Genomic DNA, 17,949 nt, shown 5'->3' with positions numbered 1-17,949 from the left:
GATAAAAAAAAGCGATTTATCCATCAGAACAAATCGCTTTTTTAATATATGAAGTAAATTTGCTCTTATTCAGCAACTACTTCGAAAGGAATTTCTACAGAAACTTCCTTGTGAAGTTTAACGATAGCTTTGTAGTTACCAACTTCTTTCACTGCGTCTTTTACAACGATGATCTTTCTGTCAATTTCGTGACCCAGTTTTGCCAATGCTTCAGCAATCTGGATATTGCTTACAGAACCGAAGATAGTACCTGTTGAACTAACTTTTGTTGCAATAGTCAAAGAAACGCCTTCCAACTTAGCAGCCAATGCTTCAGCATCCTTCTTGATTTTCTCAAGTTTGTGAGCACGTTGTTTCAAGTCTTCAGCCAACATTTTCTTTGCAGAAGGAGAAGCGATGATAGCTTTTCCAGTCGGGATCAGATAATTACGACCGTATCCGGATTTCACGTTTACGATATCGTTCTTATAACCCAAGTTTACGATGTCTTCTTTCAATATAATTTCCATACTTTTCCTCCTTCTTATTTCATCATGTCAGTTACATAAGGCAACAATGCCAAGTGACGAGCTCTCTTCACAGCCTGTGCGATACGACGTTGGAACTTCAAAGAAGTACCAGTGATACGACGTGGAAGAATCTTTCCTTGTTCGTTCAAGAATTTCTTCAAGAATTCAGGATCTTTGTAGTCGATATAACGGATACCACTCTTTTTGAAACGACAGTATTTTTTCTTCTTAACGTCTACTGAGGGCGGAGTTAAATATCTGATTTCTGATTGAGTCTGTTGTGCCATGATTAATCCTCCTTTTTGTTTGATTTAACACTTCTTCTTTTAGCAGCATATTCCGCAGCATACTTGTCCATTTTGAAAGTCAAGAAGCGGATAACGCGTTCATCACGACGGAAGTTAAGTTCCAACTTGTCAATGACAGTAGGATCTGCATTGAACTCAACCAATTGATAAAAACCTGTTGACTTCTTCTGAATTGGATAAGCCAATTTCTTCAGTCCCCAGTTTTCTTCATTGATAATCTCAGCACCTTCAGCTTGAAGAATACCTTTGAATTTTTCTACCGCTTCCTTCATCTGAACATCAGACAAAACGGGAGTTAAAATGAAAACGGTTTCGTATTGATTCATACTCGTTTAATTAAATAAATAATTTATTTTATTTTAAAATGCGGGTGCAAAGTTAGGCATTTTATTTTGAACTACAAATATTTAATCTTTTTTTGTATCCTAATGTAGGAATTATCCGGGAAGTGGCTTACCTTTGCAAAGTTGTTTAAACAATAATTTCATGATAGAGCAATTTAATTTCGATATCCGGCTTATATTCGCCATCCTAAATGGTAAGGTTTCCGCAGCAATCAACCGGAAGCTATATCGCAATTTCCGTCAGAACGGTCTGGAAATCAGTCCAGAGCAATGGACGGTTCTTATTTTTCTATGGGAAAAAGACGGCGTTACACAACAAGAGTTGTGCAATGCAACTTTTAAAGACAAACCCAGCATGACCCGTCTCATAGACAACATGGAACGGCAGCATCTTGTAGTACGTATTTCCGACAAAAAAGATCGCCGCACCAATCTGATCCACCTGACAAAAGACGGAAAAGAACTGGAAGAGAAGGCACGCATCATTGCGGGACAAACATTGAAGGAAGCTCTGCATGGCATCACTCTCGAAGAACTGAGCATCGGGCAGGAGGTCTTAAAAAAGGTATTCTACAATACCAAAGACTAAACAGAAAAACAATCGTTTAATTCATAAAATCCACTAAATCTGTCTTTATAATGGATTTTTCACCTAAATTATTTCGCCCGTTAAAGAATTATGCTTTAATTTGTGACTGGAATATTATAATCTATTAAAATACACACGCATGAAAGGCTTATTAAAGAATTTGGGATTGATATTAATCTTGATCGGAGTGGTCATCCTGTTGGCTTGTTCCTTTACCGGCAATGTAAACAACAACGCGGTTTTGGGCAGTTCAGTATTCCTCGTAGTACTGGGACTCATTTCTTATATTGTCATTAATAAGAAGATCGCTGATTAATTTATTAGAAATCAATAAAAAATCCCGGGAACGAATGTTTCCGGGATTTTTTATTTTTGGTTATCGGAGTACTCATTAAGATTCAACTTCCGGTGTGATCAGCTTATAGCCTTTTCCGTGAATATTGATAATCTCGATAGAGTCATCTTCTTTCAGGTGCTTACGCAACTTCGTAATATACACATCCATACTACGGGCATTGAAGTAGTTATCATCAATCCAGATAGTCTTCAGAGCAAAGTCACGTTGCAGAATTTCATTAGCGTGTGCACAAAGCAGTCCGAGAAGTTCAGATTCTTTGGTAGTCAGCTTCGTCTGCTTGCCTTCTGTAGCCAGAATTTGTTTCTGAGTATCGAAAGTAAACTTACCGATCTTGTAGATATTGCTTTCTTTGTTCTTCTTTCCACGAACACGTCTCAAGATAGCTTCAATTCTGAAAGTCAACTCTTCCATACTGAATGGTTTCGTGATATAATCATCCGCACCAATCTTAAATCCTTCCAGGATATCTTCTTTCAGCGTTTTTGCAGTCAGGAAGATGATAGGTATCTCAGCATTCGCAGCACGGACATCCTGTGCCAACGTAAAGCCATCCTTTTTAGGCATCATAACGTCAAACACGCACAAGTCATATTTATTCTTCAAGAAAGCCTTATAACCGGCTTCTCCATCAGGATATAACTCAGCAGAATAACCTTTTGCCTGTAAATATTCTCTTAAAAGCATGCCAAGATTTTCGTCATCCTCGCATAATAAAATACGCAGTTTCTCGTCCATATCAATTATTTTTTAATAAAGGTAATGCAATAATAAATTTAGTTCCTACGTTCAGGTCGCTTTCTGCTCTAATGGTCCCCTTATGATCGGTAATAATTTTCTTCACATAAGCCAGCCCCAGTCCAAAGCCCTTCACATCGTGCAGATTACCCGTATGCACACGATAGAACTTTTCAAATATCTTTTTCAGGTTTTCCTTTTTGATACCGATACCGTTATCCTGTATCGAAATCATCAGTTTTCCCGATTCATTCCACGTTTTCACTTTCAGTTCCAGATCTTCTTCCGCTTTCTTATACTTCACCGCATTATCCATCAGATTGAAGATCACATTGGTAAGATGCATTTCATCTGCAAATATAACAGGATCGGCTGCCTCAAGGTTCGATGTTATCTTACCATTATATCGTTCTACTTTCAGTGCAAAGGTATTGATCACTCCCGAAATCAGTTCATTTGCATCAATTTCCTTCATCTTCAGTGTTGCCTTCTGCCGGTCGAACATTGACATCTGCAGTACCTTTTCCACTTGAAAGCGCAAGCGCTTGGTCTCATCATTTATGACTCCCGATATATGCTGGAACATTTGCGGTGATTTTGCTACCGCGGGGTCCTTCAACATCTGCGCTGCCAGCGAGATAGTCGATATCGGCGTCTTGAACTCATGCGTCATGTTATTGACAAAGTCATTCTTCATCTCCGTCAACTTCTTCTGGCGGAATACGATATAAATCGTAAAGATGAATGTCACCAACAACACCAACGTAAATATCAGTGACGGAATCATGAAACTGATCGAATCAAAAATATAGTCCTTCTTTCCCGGGAAATGCACTTTCAGAATACTCATCTTTGCAGGGGGGTCGTTTTTAAACAATGCCTGCTGATAGGATTCTTCACTTCCTTTTGCTTCATAATCTGCACAACGGTATACTTCACGTCCATCCTTGTCAATCACTGCAAAATGATAAGGCAAGTCTATACCATTATTATATAAGTTCGATTTCAGATAATCGTCAAGGTCCCTGAACCGTACTCTATCACCAATCGACTTGTCACTCGCACGTCTAATCATGTCCAACACTACTTCATCCAACAGTGCCCGCTGATACATATAGCGATTCTTGATAGCTTCCAACATCGAATTAGAAGTCTGAGGAATCGTGTTTCGTCCACGTACCATCGCTTTAGGAAGTTCAGACGGTTTGATCTTCATCACCCTCAATTCAAAGTCAGAAATAATCTTGCCATCCCGTGACTTCACTTGAAATCGCTGTGTCCCCCGAACTACATTATTCTGCCCTAATGAAGTATTGTTTTCAGTCAGCGCTTTTCTTTCAGCATCCGAAATATCCTCAACCAACCAGCGCATAGTTTCTGCATATTCTACATCCTTGGAAACCTGATCCAAACTGTTGCGCACAGCCGAATCAAATTGCTCCTTCCGGGTTTTCATCATTTCCTCTATATAACTGACCTGCAAATACAACAGACTAAGGAAAGAAAGCCCCATTACAATACTTAATATCCAAATTGTTGACTTCTTCATAGCAACAAAATTAACACTCCCTAATTAACACTCCTAACACATTAACTTGATTTAACCGGAAGTTCCCGGAAATTAACCGTAAAGAGCTATTTAGGTTGTATTCTGATTACTACAACAATATAACTCCTCCTTTGGTTTGCAAATTTAATAAAAAATTAAATCTTTTCCTTGCGATTTTCCATCTTTATTAATCATAGTTAAACAAAAACCGCTGCCTTTTACTTAAAAAAGACAACGGTTTTAACAGTTTTGAGAGAATTATTGTTTATTCCTCTGTTTGTTTAGCTTCAAAATCCTTAATCAACTTATCCTGAACATCTGTCGGAACAAGTTCATAACTAGCAAACTTCATGATAAATGAAGCACGTCCGCCGGTAAGTGAACTAAGCGCTGTCGAATATGAAGACATTTCCTTCAAAGGTACTTTAGCAACAAGTTTCTCGAAACCTTTTTCGCTGCTCATACCCATAATCATGGCACGGCGCCCTTGAAGATCTCCCATCACATCACCCATTCTGTCGGACGGAACAAATACTTCCACATCATAAATCGGTTCCAAAATCTTCGGACCGGCATTCTTGAAGGCTTCACTGAATGCGTTACGTCCGGCAAGCATAAAGGAGATTTCATTTGAGTCTACCGGGTGCATCTTACCGTCATATACGATTACACGTACGTCACGGGCATACGAACCTGTCAACGGGCCTTGTTCCAGGCGTGACATGATACCTTTCATAATAGCAGGCAAGAAACGGGCATCGATAGAGCCACCTACGATACTGTTAATAAATACCAGCTTACCGCCCCATTCCAATGGAATTTCTTCAGTGCCTCTCACGGTAATCTTAAATTCCTGTCCATTAAACTTGTAAGTATCGGGCACAGGCATACCTTCTTTATAAGGCTCAACGATCAGGTGAACTTCACCAAACTGACCAGCACCACCGGATTGTTTCTTATGACGATAGTCGGCACGGGCAGCCTTCGTAATCGTTTCACGATACGGAATCTTCGGTTCCTCAAATTTAACCTGAAGTTTTTCATTATTTTCCAGACGCCACTTCAACGTACGCAAATGGAATTCTCCCTGTCCGTGTACCAGTGTTTGCTTCAACTCTTTCGATTGCTCGATCACCCATGTCGGATCTTCTTCACGCATACGATTCAAGATGGTCATCATCTTTTCCACGTCCGCTTCGTTCACCGGTTTGATAGCACGGGAATATTTAGAATTCGGATATTTGATAAAGTTGAATTTATAATCGCAGTCTTTACCGTTGAGTGTATTGCCTGTCTTCACATCTTTCAGTTTTACGGCAGCACCAATATCACCCGCCTGAAGTTCTTCCACTTTCACACGGTTACCACCGGCTACGACATAAATCTGAGCGATACGTTCTTTCGAACCACGGTCGGCATTCAGCAAGTCATCACCTTCACGAACCTTGCCGCTCATTACTTTAAAGTAAGATACTTCACCGATATGCGGCTCGACACTCGTCTTGAAGAAGTACAAAGATTCGGGACCGTTTACGTCCGGAGCCACTTCCTTACCATCTGTGTTTTCCACTTTCGGCATTTCAGACACAAAAGGAACTACATTGCCAAGGAATTCCATCAGACGGCGAACGCCCATGTCCTTACCACCGCAAACACAGAATACAGGGAACATACCTCTGGCGATCAAACCCTTACGGATACCTTCACGCATTTCATCTTCTGTCAGAGAATCTTGTTCGAAGAATTTCTCCATCAGTCCTTCGTCATTTTCGGCAGCGGCTTCTACCAATGCTTTATGCATTTCCATAGCCTTATCCATTTCTTCTGCCGGTATATCTTCAATCGTAGGAGCACCGCCTTCGGGTCTCCACGAATATTTTTTCATCAACAATACGTCAATCAAGGCATTAAAGCCCGGACCGGTAGCAATAGGATATTGGATGGGAACCACCTTAGATCCATACGCTTCTTTCAATTGTTCGAGGATATTATCATAGTCGCATTTTTCATTATCAAGCTGGTTGACTAGAAAAATAACTGGCTTATTCAATTTTTCAGTGTATCGGAAGTGATTTTGTGTACCGACTTCGACGCCGTATTGGCCATTGAGAAGAATAATTGCTGTGTCGGTCACATTAAGTGCAGTTACCGTACTGCCAACGAAGTCGTCCGAACCCGGACAGTCTATAATATTAAGCTTTTTATTGTTCCATTCTACGTGGAGAACGGTAGAGAAAACGGAGTAACCATACTCTTGTTCAACAGGGAAATAATCGCTAACTGTGTTTTTTGCGGCAACAGATCCGCGACGTTTTATAACACCACTCTCGAAAAGCATCGCTTCCACGAGAGTGGTTTTCCCAGAGCCAGAACTTCCCAACAAGGCAATGTTCTTAATTTCATTAGTCTGATATACTTTCATAATATATAAGATTTTAGTAATTACTCAGTATGTTTCTCGCATACCATTAATTTAGTGTTGCGCAAATTAGGGATTTATTGGGGGAAAAGCAATATTTATGACAGTGTTACTAAACAATGTTATGTAACATAAGGTCCGTTTTATGGTTACCAGACAGGCCAAACTTATACCTAATTCCCGTTAATTGTATCAATAGCTCAGAAAAAAGGTTTAAATTTGCAGGCTATAATCAATTGGTAACAAACTAAACATCTACTATGGCAGGTATTTATCTTCATATCCCCTTTTGTAAGACACGTTGCATCTATTGCGATTTTTATTCGACTACCCGCAGCGAATTAAAGACGCGTTATGTGCACGCCCTCTGCCATGAACTGGGAATGCGGAAAGAATATCTGAAAGGCGAACCTATAGAAACCATTTATTTCGGAGGAGGAACTCCCTCTCAACTGGAGGAAGCTGATTTTAAACGCATCTTTGAAACTATACGGGAAAATTACGGAATGGAACACTGCCGGGAGATTACTCTGGAAGCCAATCCGGACGATCTGTCACAGGAATATCTGAAGATGTTATCCTCGCTCCCTTTCAACCGTATCAGCATGGGGATACAGACTTTTGATGATACGACACTACGATTACTGAAACGTCGCCATAATTCCCAAACAGCCATCGAAGCTGTTCGCAGGTGCAGAGAAGCGGGATTTCAGAATATCAGCATTGATCTGATTTACGGACTGCCGGGCGAAACAAAGGGACGGTGGGAAAACGACCTCCGGCAAGCTATCCGCCTGGATGTAGAGCATATTTCTGCTTACCATTTGACTTACGAAGAAGATACACCTATATATAATATGTTGAAGCAGCATCAGATAGAGGAAGTAGACGAAGATTCCAGTCTGCAGTTCTTTACATTGCTGATCGAACATTTGCAGAATGCAGGATACGAGCATTATGAAATATCCAATTTCTGCCGCCCCGACAAATACTCCCGTCACAATACTTCGTACTGGAGGGGAATACCATATTTGGGCTGCGGACCGTCCGCACATTCATTCAATGGAGCAACACGCGAATGGAACGTATCTTCCATCGACCTATATATAAAAGGTATAGAAAGAAACCAACGCGACTTTGAGACAGAAAATCTAAACCAAACGACCCGTTACAACGAATTTATCATTACCACCATACGCACCGTATGGGGAACACCTATAGAAAAACTAAAACAAGAGTTCGGTAATGAACTGTGGGAATATTGCCGGAAAATGTCTGCCCCCTATCTGGAAAATGGGAAACTGGAAGTGCACGAGGGGGCTTTACGCCTGACACGGGAAGGAATTTTCATCTCCGACAGCATTATGAGCGACTTGCTTTGGGTAAATTAAAAAACTAAACGATCAGCCGATGACCGAATCAGAAGTAAGGAAGTTATTACGGCAAATGAAGGAACTGGACTCGCAAACAGCCTTCCGCGACTTCTATAACATGACTTACGACCGACTCTTCCGCATAGCATACTATTATGTGAAACAGGAAGAATGGTCGCAGGAAATCGTACTCGACATCTTCCTCAAACTCTGGAAGCAGCGCGACACCCTTCTTGATGTGAAAAACATCGAGGACTATTGCTTTATTCTGGTCAAGAACGCTTCTCTCAATTATCTGGAAAAAGAGTCGAAGTACGCCACCATCCATTCCGATTCCCTGCCGGAGCCACAGGAACGAAGTTATTCTCCGGAAGAGTCATTAATCAGTGAAGAACTGTTTGCAATCTATGTGAAAGCACTCGACCGGCTTCCGGAACGTTGCCGGGAAATATTCATCCGTATCCGTGAAGAAAAACAAAGTTATGCCCAAGTAGCAGAAGAATTGGATATCAGCATAAAGACAGTTGATGCCCAGCTACAAAAAGCTGTCACCCGGCTGAAAGAGATGATTTCGTCCAGTGGGTAACCGGATATCACCCGAACCGTTCAGCACTTCTTTTTTATATTAACTTTTATTTGCACAAAAGGCGTAGGGAGTTTCTGTCAATCTCCGGTCTTTATCAGCAAATAAACCGATTAATCACTAAAAAAGATTGAATGATGAAAAAGTTTAATGACGCAAACGTTGGACTCTTTGTCCTTTTAACAGCATGCCTGAGCCTATTTTCCTGCAACAACGACAATGACAATTATCCTAAGGATTATGTAGGATTTGAAAAATCTACCCGAACAGTAGAATGTGACAAGAATCAATCCGAGAGTGAGTTGCAGATTAAAATTATTGCCACCGACAAATCCAAAGAAGACAGGACAGTGCTACTTGCCACTCCTGCTTTGCCGGCGGGACAGGCACCGATTATGAAACTGACAGAAACCAAAGTCACCATCAAGGCGGGACAGAAATCGGCAACGACCACCATTAAGTTATATCCCAAAAAGATGGTACTAAAACAGCAGAACATTACCTTATCCTGTACTCCTCAGTGGAAAGAAGGCAGTGTAAGCAAACTGACGATTCTGCTGAAACGGAATTAGAAAGAAAGCTAAATAGAAAAAGATATGAAATATACCGATAGAGAATTAGAAGACATACTGAACAAGCTCATCGCTTCCACCCGCTCACCGAGAGGACGTTTTTCAGCAGCATCCAGCTATCCGCAGCTGGAGAAAAAGCTGAATTTCCGCAACCACCGGTTGTATCTGACACGCACATTTGCGGCAGCGGCAGCAGTAGTTTTACTGTGTCTATCGGTATGGACAGCTTATCTGTACATGCAGCCGGCAACCATACAGACTGTTAGCACTTTGGCAGAAACACGTACCGTCCGTCTGCCCGACGGCACTTCCGTCACGCTAAACCATTATTCTTCCCTTTCCTATCCGGAACGGTTCAAATCGGATGACCGGGAAGTGGAGTTGAGCGGAGAAGCCTATTTTGAAGTAAGTAAAGACTCAAAGCATCCGTTTATAGTGCAAACAGAAACAATTGACGTTCAAGTATTGGGCACTCACTTCAATGTGGACGCCTATCCCGACAATCCGGATGTAAAGACGACTTTATTAACAGGGTCGGTTGCAGTCAGCAATAAAAACAACTCAGTACGCATGGTGCTGAAACCGAATGAGGTGGCTATATATAATAAGGTGGAACAAAAGCTTACCCGCAAGGTACTGGAGAATGCCGGAGATGAAATTTCATGGCGTCACGGGGAGTTCATATTCGATGATCTGCCGTTGCAGGAGATTGCCCGCGAACTTTCCAACTCATTCGGAACAACGATTCACATTGCCGACTCAACCTTGCAAAATTATCGGATCACAGCGCGATTCCGTAATGGAGAAGACTTGGATGCGATTTTATCTGTACTGCATAATGCCGGTTATTTCAACTATTCACGAAACACTCAACAGATTACTATTACTAAAAACTAGACTAAATGAGAACTATTCACCAAGGACACCTACCTGTCAGAACGCTCGTTCTGATAGGTATGGTGATCCTTATCACCGCACAGGCATACGCACAGAATGCAAATGCCCGACTCACAATCACATTGCGAAATGCTACATTGAAGGAGTTCGTCAAGTTAATCGAAAACTCTACAGGATATTCTTTTATCTACAGTGAAGAAATCAGCATCAGTCATAAAATCAATCTGAAAGTGAAAGATATGCCTTTGCATGAGATACTGGATCTCGTATTCAAGAATGAGCCGATCAGTTACAAGTTCTCTGAGAGATACATTCTCTTGCAAAAGAAAAGGGTGCAAAAGCCGGTAAGCCGCAAGTTTACTATCAGCGGATATGTTACCGACGGGACGTCTTCCGAGACGTTGATTGGTACTAATATCATTGAGAGTCATCAATATCAAGGCACTACTACCAATCCTTACGGCTTTTATAGTATCACTCTGCCCGAAGGAGAAACGGAATTACGTTTCTCTTATTTGGGATATACCACAGAAACCCATCATTTCATCCTTGCTCAAGATACTCTGCTGAATATTCGTATGAAAGGAAACGCACAATTAGAAGAAGTAGTGGTCGTTTCAGATAAAGCAGAAGCAGGGACAGTTGCCACACAGATGGGAGCTGTCGAGATTCCAATGGTGCAAATCAAGAATACTCCAAGTATATTAGGAGAATCAGATGTAATGAAAGCCATTCAGTTAATGCCCGGAGTACAGGCAGGAGTAGACGGATCGGCTGGATTATATATACGTGGTGGCAGTCCCGACCAAAATCTGATCTTACTTGACGGAACTCCGGTATATAACGTAGACCATATGTTCGGCTTCTTTTCCGTCTTTACTCCTGAAGCTATCAAAAAGGTCACTTTATTTAAAAGTTCCTTTCCTGCACGCTTCGGCGGACGCCTTTCTTCCGTCATTGACGTACGCACCAATGACGGGGATATGAAAAAATATCATGGGACACTCAGTATCGGCTTGCTAACCAGCAAAATAAATTTGGAAGGACCGATTGTGAAAGACAAAACATCATTCAACATATCCGCCAGACGTTCGTATATTGATTTAATAGCCAAGCCATTCATGCCCGATGATGAGAAATACAACTATTACTTTTATGATATCAATGCAAAGATCAATCACAAGTTTTCCGACCGGAGCCGTTTATATCTGAGTGCTTATAACGGGAAAGATCACTTCGCTACCCAATATGATGATAATAGCGATTTCAAGGACGGAAGTAAAATGAACTGGGGAAACACAATCATTTCCGCCAGATGGAACTACATTTTCAATAATCGCCTGTTTAGTAACACGACAGTTTCCTACAACAACTACCTATTCAATGTAAGTGCATATTCGAATCATCAATATTCACTCACCAATAACACAACCTTCATCAACCGATACTCTTCAGACTATCGTTCAGGTATCAATGACTGGAATTATCAGATAGATTTTGATTACAACCCATCTCCTATGCACCATATTAAATTTGGAGCAGGATATATCTATCACCGTTTTCGTCCGGAAGTGATGACCTCCAAAATATCAGACAAGGTAGACTCTGAGGCATTTCGCGACACTACTTACCACAGTATGAACAACAGCCGGATTTATGCACATGAAGTATCAGCTTATGCAGAAGATAACCTAAAAATCAGTACTCGTCTACGGCTTAATCTTGGATTACACTTTTCTCTGTTTCAAGTACAAAAACAAAGTTATTTCTCTTTGCAGCCGCGTGTCTCAACACGTTATCAACTAAGTAAAGACGTAATCCTCAAGGCATCTTATACAAAGATGAGCCAATATGTACATCTGCTTTCTTCCATGCCCATCGCTATGCCTACTGATTTATGGGTGCCTGTCACAAAAAAAATCAAACCGATGCGATCTCACCAGTATTCATTGGGAGGATATTATACAGGTATCAAAGGTTGGGAGTTCTCAGTAGAAGGCTATTACAAAGACATGTACAATGTGCTGGAATATAAAGACGGAGTCAGTTTTTTCGGTTCTTCCACCGGATGGGAAAGCAAAGTTGAAATGGGGAAAGGACGTTCGATGGGAATTGAATTTATGGCTCAAAAAACGCTCGGGAAGACAACAGGCTGGTTGTCTTATACCTTATCCAAAAGCGACCGCAAATTTGCTAAAGGTGCTATCAACAATGGAGAGCGATTTCCATACAAATATGATCGGCGCCATAATATTAATCTGACTCTCAACCATAAATTCAGCGAACGCATTGACATCGGTGCCTCGTGGGTGTTTTACACAGGAGGAACCAGTACTATTCCCGAAGACAAAACAACCATCATCCGTCCTGGCAATGGAGCAAACAATGGCTTTATTCTGGGATTTGATAACTACTACAATCCTATTTATAACAATTCCCCTAATGTTGGAGAGGCCAATTACATAGAACATCGCAATAATTACCGGCTACCTGCGAGCCACCGGTTGAACATAGGGATTAATTTCAATAAAAAGACCAAGCACGGAATGCGTATCTGGAACATCAGTCTTTATAATGCATACAACTCCATGAATCCGGCATGGGTATTTCGCTCTCATAATGACGATGGAAAAAGTGTGATCAAAAAATATACCCTGCTCCCCTGCATTCCATCTTTTACTTACACTTACAAATTCTAAGTTAACATGAAAACTTATATATATCATCCGCTTATCCTGCTAGTTATAATACTGGTGACAGTATCTTGTGAAAATGAACTCCCTTTTAATATAAAGGATAATCCTCCTAAATTGGTAATGAATGCATTCATTAACGCTGACAGTCTGACAAATGTCTTATTCCTTAACCTGACGGGAAAAGACTATGCCAACCACATTGAAAATGCCACTGTAGAGGTTCACGTCAACGGAGAGTTAAGAGAGACCTTGCGCCCACTCCCGATGGAAACTGAGTATGACAAGCAATGCCGGTTCAACATCACAGGCAAATTTGCTTCGGGAGAAGTAGTGCGTATTGATGCCATGACCGATGACGGCAAATATCATGCCTGGGCAGAAGTCACCGTTCCGCAACGCCTTGATAAAATAGAAAACATCGACACGCTCACCGTCCCGCTAATACAAAACGGACATACTCAAGACTACATGCGCTACAAAATAACTTTTAAAGACCGCCCGAACGAGGCAAACTTCTACCGCATTGTAGTAGATAAACAAATGCGACTATGGGGATACAACCACGAAGAAGGAGGAGAAGATTACCTTCACTGGACAAAGCATATCACTTATTCATTTATCGGACGCGAAGACATAGTACTGACAGACGGTCAACCTTCCACAGGAGATGACGAAGACAACGGACTGTTCGACACAGCTAAAAACATTTATGGTGTCTTTGATGATTCGCGATTTAGAGATACCTCCTATACAATGACGGTCTACAACGATCCCGCCATCCCATACAACAACAATTACAACGGATATTATGAAGGAATGGATGTCATCATCCGTTTGTTGAGTATCACGGAAACAGAATATTACTATCTGAAAGCACTCAATCTAGTCGATTCCGACGTTTATGACGAAACAATTAACGAACCTCTCAGATATCCCAGTAATGTACATGGAGGTACGGGAATGATAGGTATCAGCACGGAAGTATCTCAAACGGTTCGAATCAGGGAAAATAACCCGAAATGACTTGCAAAAATAAATATAGGAGCAGGATTCATAAGTAACTTTCATCTAAAAGATACCCCTGCTCCACCAATCCCCGCTTATCAGTTAGTTCCATCAATACTCCCTCCCGAATCAAGACAAGTCGATTGACAACCTCTAAGACTTTTTCGTAATTATGATCAGCAATCACTATCCCTTTCTCTTCCGAATGTTTTTTTATTAACCCGATCAGTTTATCTACCAAATGAAAGGATAAATAATCGAAAGGCTCATCCAACAGGACAAATTTAGCATTGCCCAGCAAAAGCAACTTAGCTTCCAAATATCTCCGTTCACCTCCGGAAAGTTGGGAGACACGCCGTTCCATACACGACTGGGCAACTTCATCATCCTCATAAAAATAGGGAACGACATTAGCATCCAGGTAACAGTCTACCAATTTATTTATCTTTTCATGCTTGGGCAAGTAGCCTTGTTGCGGCAGGAAGGCTATTGTCCTTGCATGTTGGTAAGGAGCCGAAAGGACCTTACATTCATCCAACCGGATAAATTTCCGGTCTGCTTTCATTGTTCCGAAGATTATTTGCATCAACACGGATTTTCCTGTACCGTTCCTGCCGAACAATCCAATAACATCACCTGTATTTATTTTCAGGTAAACATCAGTCAGCAGTTGCCTGGTACCGAAATTCTTAATAATACTATCTATTTCAAGCAAGTGATGCATAATTTTACAATCCAAAGTACAGACCAATATACAGCAAACACAAAGACAATCAAGTTCCGTTTCAGAATTCCGGAATTATAATAGAAAAAGTAGGCTTCCTTTTCAAGAAACTCCTTATAAAGCAAACTGGCAACAATTCCCCAGCCACCCAATAGATAAGGAAAAGCTTCCCAAAACAAGCTCCAGTCAGCTTTTGATACAATAAGTGCACCTAATATAGACAGCGGAACGTTTATTTTCAACGTACTGTGGAAAAACAAATAATATAGTTTTAGTCTCCGCATATATCTTACATTAATTTGACGGCTATAAATATATGAATTTAAATTAGACATCTTACTAAAAACCAGGCTTCAATTTCTGTTTTTATTCCAAATTCGCTGAAAGTTTCCTTTCATTTTACGAACGTCTCCACCGACTTTAATTAGGAACAACGATCTATTTCAATTATCTTTGCAGCCAAAAACAGGCACTTACTATGTTTATCATCATCGGAATTATGCTGACAGGAATGCTTTTTGGCTTCCTGTTACGTAATAAAAGACTATCTTGGATACATAAAATAATCACCCTGCTGATATGGGTCCTGCTCTTCCTCCTCGGGATTGATGTAGGAGGAAACGAGGCTATCATCAAAGGACTGCATACATTGGGACTCGAAGCACTCATTATCACACTGGCGGCAGTGACCGGCAGTATACTTTGCGCATGGGGACTCTGGTACCTATTATATATAAGGAATAAAGGAAAGGAGACGGAAGTATGAAAGGAAGTCTGATCATCGTCTCATTTTTCATTCTCGGTACCCTTTGCGGGTTTTATCATCTGATTCCTTACGATTTTACGGATAGCAAACTAAGCTATTACGCCCTTTGCGGACTGATGTTCTGCGTAGGTATCAGTATCGGTAATGATCCCAACACACTGAAAAGTTTCCGTTCTCTGAATCCCCGCCTGATGTTTCTCCCCGTCATGACGATACTGGGGACATTGGCAGGATGCGCCGTAGCAGGCATTTTCATGAGCCAAAGAACCTCTTCAGACTGTATGGCAGTGGGAGCCGGATTCGGCTACTATTCCCTTTCGAGTATATTCATCACCGAATATAAAGGTCCGGAATTGGGAACAATCGCATTGTTATCCAACATCATGCGTGAAATCATAGCATTGCTGGGAGCCCCGTTACTCGTGAAGTATTTCGGCAAGCTGGCCCCTATTTCTGTAGGAGGAGCTACCACAATGGACACTACTCTTCCCATCATCACCCGATGTTCCGGAAAAGAATTCGTAATCATTTCTATCTTTCATGGTTTTGTAGTTGATTTCAGTGTTCCATTTCTCGTCACCTTCCTTTGCTCAATATCATTTTAACAGCAATATTCCTTAAAATTCAGTTATATTACATTTTCGTTTCCGCACACGTATTGCAAAAATGTTTCAGAATAAGGTCTTTTTGTATCAAAAAGCAGTTGATTTCTTGATTTACATCAAGAAATCAACCGAAACAAAATCTTTTCCTTTTCTTTATTTTTATGCTATAAAACATATCGCTATATTTGCATAGGTAAAAAGAAAAAACTAAGCGATTAGATCAGTTTTCAATAGGTATTAGATTTGTTTTTTAGGAATAGTTTTTAGGTATAACAATTAAAAAGTAGGTATTATGAAACGTTTAGGATTAACATTAGTGGCAGCACTCTGCCTCGCTGCTTCGACTTTTGCAGCAGGAAACCAACCTACAACTGCAAAATGGGAAGGTAACATCAACGTAAATAAATTAGGTAAATATTTGCAGTTAAACTCTGTTCAGAGCGAAGAAGTAGCAAACATCTGCGATTATTTCTCAGAACAGATGTCAAGAGCCACTACAGCCAAGAAAGATAAAGAAGCAAAATTGCGCAACGCTGTATACGGCAACTTGAAACTTATGAGAAAGACGCTCAGCGCTGAACAATATGCTAAATATGCCGCTTTGATGAACCTTACTTTACTGAATAAAGGCATCGACCTAAGTAAGTAAAATTGAATCATATAGCAAGAGAAAGGGTGGAGACCGGTCAAGTTCTCCACCCTTCTTTTTATCTCATCCCACCTGCCGGACTTTATTCCGGCAAATACATTTTCAGCATCATTTACAAGTACACCGGAATCATTTGATAGTCACCATGGTAGCCCCGAAACCATATTCCTGAAAAGAGGCATCCTGATAACGGTAATTGCTGTGTTTCCGTTTCAATTCATCAATAATGGCTTTCCGAAGCACTCCGTCTCCTTTTCCGTGAATAAACACAACTTTCTGCTCACGCTTCTCTTTATTCGCCTCTATTACTTCACGGAATTTGTCCAGTTGGTAGTTCAGAATTTCGCTGTTACTCATTCCGTGCGTATCATCAAGCAGAGAATCAATATGAAGGTCTACTTCAATAATCCCATTTTTTCCGCTCTGACCGTGGTTGGGCTTCATAATAGGCTGCGACTTGGGTTTATCCACAAACTTTTTCTGCAACAAAGCTGACTGAATCTCTTCCGCCGACACATATACCTGCTTGGCAGGCACGTCATCTTTCACAATATCATAAATCAGAGCAGGTTCTTCGAAGAAATCGGAAGCACTGAATGTATGCAGTTTATAGAATTTCACCGTATCAATCCTCAGCTCTACGCTGACAGCAGGTTTGATGGCAGCAGGCTTTCCATCCTTGAAAGCGATCAGCTGGACAGCTACCCGTTCCATTTCATTCAATACATCCTTGGTGAATTCTTCCAGTAACAGTTTGGTATTCGGCTCTACCAGTCCATGTGAACGGTTGTTCCAAGCCTTTCCTTCCGCACTCAGATAAGTATAATACAGATAGTAATTGCTGTCATTCACCAAATATGCCTCGAAAGGAGTAGTCATCATCGCTTTGGCATCTTCGGGCACATAAGCCAAAAACACATTCAACGTATCACCGCCACGCACTTCCGGCTGGCGCTGTATAACCGGCATTTCCGGTTTGGCCGGCTTCGCGGGTTCCTCCTGCTTCGGAGCTGTCGCGGCAGGCTTGCGTTTTATATTGTAATCATCCGCCTCAATCACGACACATTCACGTATCGGCATCGGGATATCAAAACCATCCGCATCTTCCACCAGTACAAAGTCTTTTCCTTTGAATCCTGTTACGATTCCACCGCCTACCTCACTGAGGAAACGCACCTTATCTCCTATTTTCATTATTGTATCTCCTATTAAAATTCAAACTTAAAACGGGTAACAAAGATAGGGATTTATATGAAAATACAGTAACT

Annotated in this window: 20 protein-coding genes; 11 read left to right on the top strand and 9 right to left on the bottom strand. The window is 41.1% G+C overall.

Annotated features, from left to right (window positions below; genetic code table 11):
- Window positions 1-65 precede the first annotated feature (65 nt).
- The 3 genes from rplI to rpsF are packed head-to-tail and all read right to left on the bottom strand — an operon-like array spanning window position 66 to window position 1,143.
- A complete protein-coding gene (rplI, locus tag NBH01_RS12940; protein ID WP_008759741.1) occupies window positions 66-509 on the bottom strand; it encodes a 50S ribosomal protein L9 in 444 nt (147 codons plus the stop codon).
- A 14-nt stretch (window positions 510-523) separates the two neighbouring features.
- The gene (gene rpsR / locus NBH01_RS12935) at window positions 524-796 is read right to left on the bottom strand and encodes a 30S ribosomal protein S18 (RefSeq protein WP_008759740.1); all 273 of its coding nucleotides are present in this window, start codon (window positions 794-796) and stop codon (window positions 524-526) included.
- A 2-nt stretch (window positions 797-798) separates the two neighbouring features.
- On the bottom strand, window positions 799-1,143 hold the full coding sequence (gene rpsF / locus NBH01_RS12930) for a 30S ribosomal protein S6 (protein ID WP_008759739.1): 345 nt from the start codon (window positions 1,141-1,143) through the stop codon (window positions 799-801).
- Window positions 1,144-1,303: 160 nt separating this feature from the next.
- On the opposite strand from rpsF, the gene NBH01_RS12925 reads away from it, so the two are divergent.
- Both NBH01_RS12925 and NBH01_RS12920 read left to right on the top strand, forming a co-directional pair.
- Complete coding sequence (locus NBH01_RS12925; protein ID WP_008759738.1) at window positions 1,304-1,750, top strand: MarR family winged helix-turn-helix transcriptional regulator; 447 nt, start codon at window positions 1,304-1,306, stop codon at window positions 1,748-1,750.
- A 139-nt stretch (window positions 1,751-1,889) separates the two neighbouring features.
- Window positions 1,890-2,066, top strand: coding sequence for a hypothetical protein (locus NBH01_RS12920; protein ID WP_008759737.1), 177 nt, complete (start codon window positions 1,890-1,892; stop codon window positions 2,064-2,066).
- Between the two features lie 75 nt (window positions 2,067-2,141).
- On the opposite strand, the gene rprY is transcribed toward NBH01_RS12920, so the two are convergent.
- From rprY to fusA2, 3 genes are all read right to left on the bottom strand, one after another.
- The gene (rprY, locus tag NBH01_RS12915) at window positions 2,142-2,843 is read right to left on the bottom strand and encodes a response regulator transcription factor RprY (RefSeq protein ID WP_005678712.1); all 702 of its coding nucleotides are present in this window, start codon (window positions 2,841-2,843) and stop codon (window positions 2,142-2,144) included.
- Between the two features lies 1 nt (window position 2,844).
- Entirely contained in the window at window positions 2,845-4,392 is a 1,548-nt protein-coding gene (locus NBH01_RS12910; RefSeq protein WP_008759736.1) for a sensor histidine kinase, read from the bottom strand.
- A gap of 265 nt (window positions 4,393-4,657) precedes the next feature.
- On the bottom strand, window positions 4,658-6,814 hold the full coding sequence (fusA2, locus tag NBH01_RS12905; protein WP_008759735.1) for an elongation factor G2: 2,157 nt from the start codon (window positions 6,812-6,814) through the stop codon (window positions 4,658-4,660).
- A 257-nt stretch (window positions 6,815-7,071) separates the two neighbouring features.
- Between fusA2 and hemW the strand changes: the two genes are divergently transcribed.
- The 6 genes from hemW (at window position 7,072) to NBH01_RS12875 (ending at window position 13,955) form a co-directional block, all read left to right on the top strand.
- Entirely contained in the window at window positions 7,072-8,202 is a 1,131-nt protein-coding gene (hemW, locus tag NBH01_RS12900; protein ID WP_016268618.1) for a radical SAM family heme chaperone HemW, read from the top strand.
- Window positions 8,203-8,221: 19 nt separating this feature from the next.
- Window positions 8,222-8,770, top strand: a complete 549-nt coding sequence (locus NBH01_RS12895; protein WP_061473208.1) for an RNA polymerase sigma-70 factor — start codon at window positions 8,222-8,224, stop codon at window positions 8,768-8,770.
- A 134-nt stretch (window positions 8,771-8,904) separates the two neighbouring features.
- A complete protein-coding gene (locus NBH01_RS12890; RefSeq protein ID WP_008763954.1) occupies window positions 8,905-9,339 on the top strand; it encodes a hypothetical protein in 435 nt (144 codons plus the stop codon).
- A 24-nt stretch (window positions 9,340-9,363) separates the two neighbouring features.
- A complete protein-coding gene (locus NBH01_RS12885) occupies window positions 9,364-10,236 on the top strand; it encodes a FecR family protein (RefSeq protein WP_008759731.1) in 873 nt (290 codons plus the stop codon).
- 5 nt (window positions 10,237-10,241) lie between these two features.
- Window positions 10,242-12,935: a TonB-dependent receptor gene (locus NBH01_RS12880; RefSeq protein WP_225680543.1), complete on the top strand. Its 2,694-nt coding sequence runs from the start codon at window positions 10,242-10,244 to the stop codon at window positions 12,933-12,935.
- A gap of 6 nt (window positions 12,936-12,941) precedes the next feature.
- Complete coding sequence (locus NBH01_RS12875; RefSeq protein ID WP_008763957.1) at window positions 12,942-13,955, top strand: DUF4249 domain-containing protein; 1,014 nt, start codon at window positions 12,942-12,944, stop codon at window positions 13,953-13,955.
- 28 nt (window positions 13,956-13,983) lie between these two features.
- Here the strand turns inward: NBH01_RS12875 and NBH01_RS12870 are convergent, their stop codons facing one another.
- A complete protein-coding gene (locus NBH01_RS12870; RefSeq protein ID WP_008763958.1) occupies window positions 13,984-14,661 on the bottom strand; it encodes an ATP-binding cassette domain-containing protein in 678 nt (225 codons plus the stop codon).
- The gene (locus tag NBH01_RS12865) at window positions 14,640-14,945 is read right to left on the bottom strand and encodes a hypothetical protein (protein ID WP_008763959.1); all 306 of its coding nucleotides are present in this window, start codon (window positions 14,943-14,945) and stop codon (window positions 14,640-14,642) included. Before NBH01_RS12865 ends, NBH01_RS12870 begins: the two co-directional genes overlap by 22 nt.
- Window positions 14,946-15,139: 194 nt before the next feature.
- Here NBH01_RS12865 and NBH01_RS12860 point away from each other — a divergent pair, with 194 nt between their 5' ends.
- The 3 genes from NBH01_RS12860 (at window position 15,140) to NBH01_RS12850 (ending at window position 16,681) form a co-directional block, all read left to right on the top strand.
- Window positions 15,140-15,427 carry a LysO family transporter gene (locus NBH01_RS12860; protein WP_008763960.1) on the top strand — a complete coding sequence of 96 codons (288 nt, stop codon included), beginning with the start codon at window positions 15,140-15,142 and terminating at the stop codon, window positions 15,425-15,427.
- Window positions 15,424-16,032, top strand: coding sequence for a LysO family transporter (locus NBH01_RS12855; RefSeq protein ID WP_008759728.1), 609 nt, complete (start codon window positions 15,424-15,426; stop codon window positions 16,030-16,032). The genes NBH01_RS12860 and NBH01_RS12855 overlap by 4 nt, the downstream gene beginning before the upstream one ends.
- 292 nt (window positions 16,033-16,324) lie before the next feature.
- Complete coding sequence (locus NBH01_RS12850; RefSeq protein ID WP_008763961.1) at window positions 16,325-16,681, top strand: hypothetical protein; 357 nt, start codon at window positions 16,325-16,327, stop codon at window positions 16,679-16,681.
- A 129-nt stretch (window positions 16,682-16,810) separates the two neighbouring features.
- Here the strand turns inward: NBH01_RS12850 and NBH01_RS12845 are convergent, their stop codons facing one another.
- On the bottom strand, window positions 16,811-17,875 hold the full coding sequence (locus tag NBH01_RS12845) for a DUF2027 domain-containing protein (protein WP_008763962.1): 1,065 nt from the start codon (window positions 17,873-17,875) through the stop codon (window positions 16,811-16,813).
- Window positions 17,876-17,949: the final 74 nt, after the last annotated feature.

Origin of the sequence: Bacteroides sp. B1-V-101 (assembly GCF_023656585.1) — a bacterium.
Lineage (GTDB): Bacteria > Bacteroidota > Bacteroidia > Bacteroidales > Bacteroidaceae > Bacteroides > Bacteroides thetaiotaomicron.
This window is presented reverse-complemented; position numbering and strand designations above follow the sequence as displayed.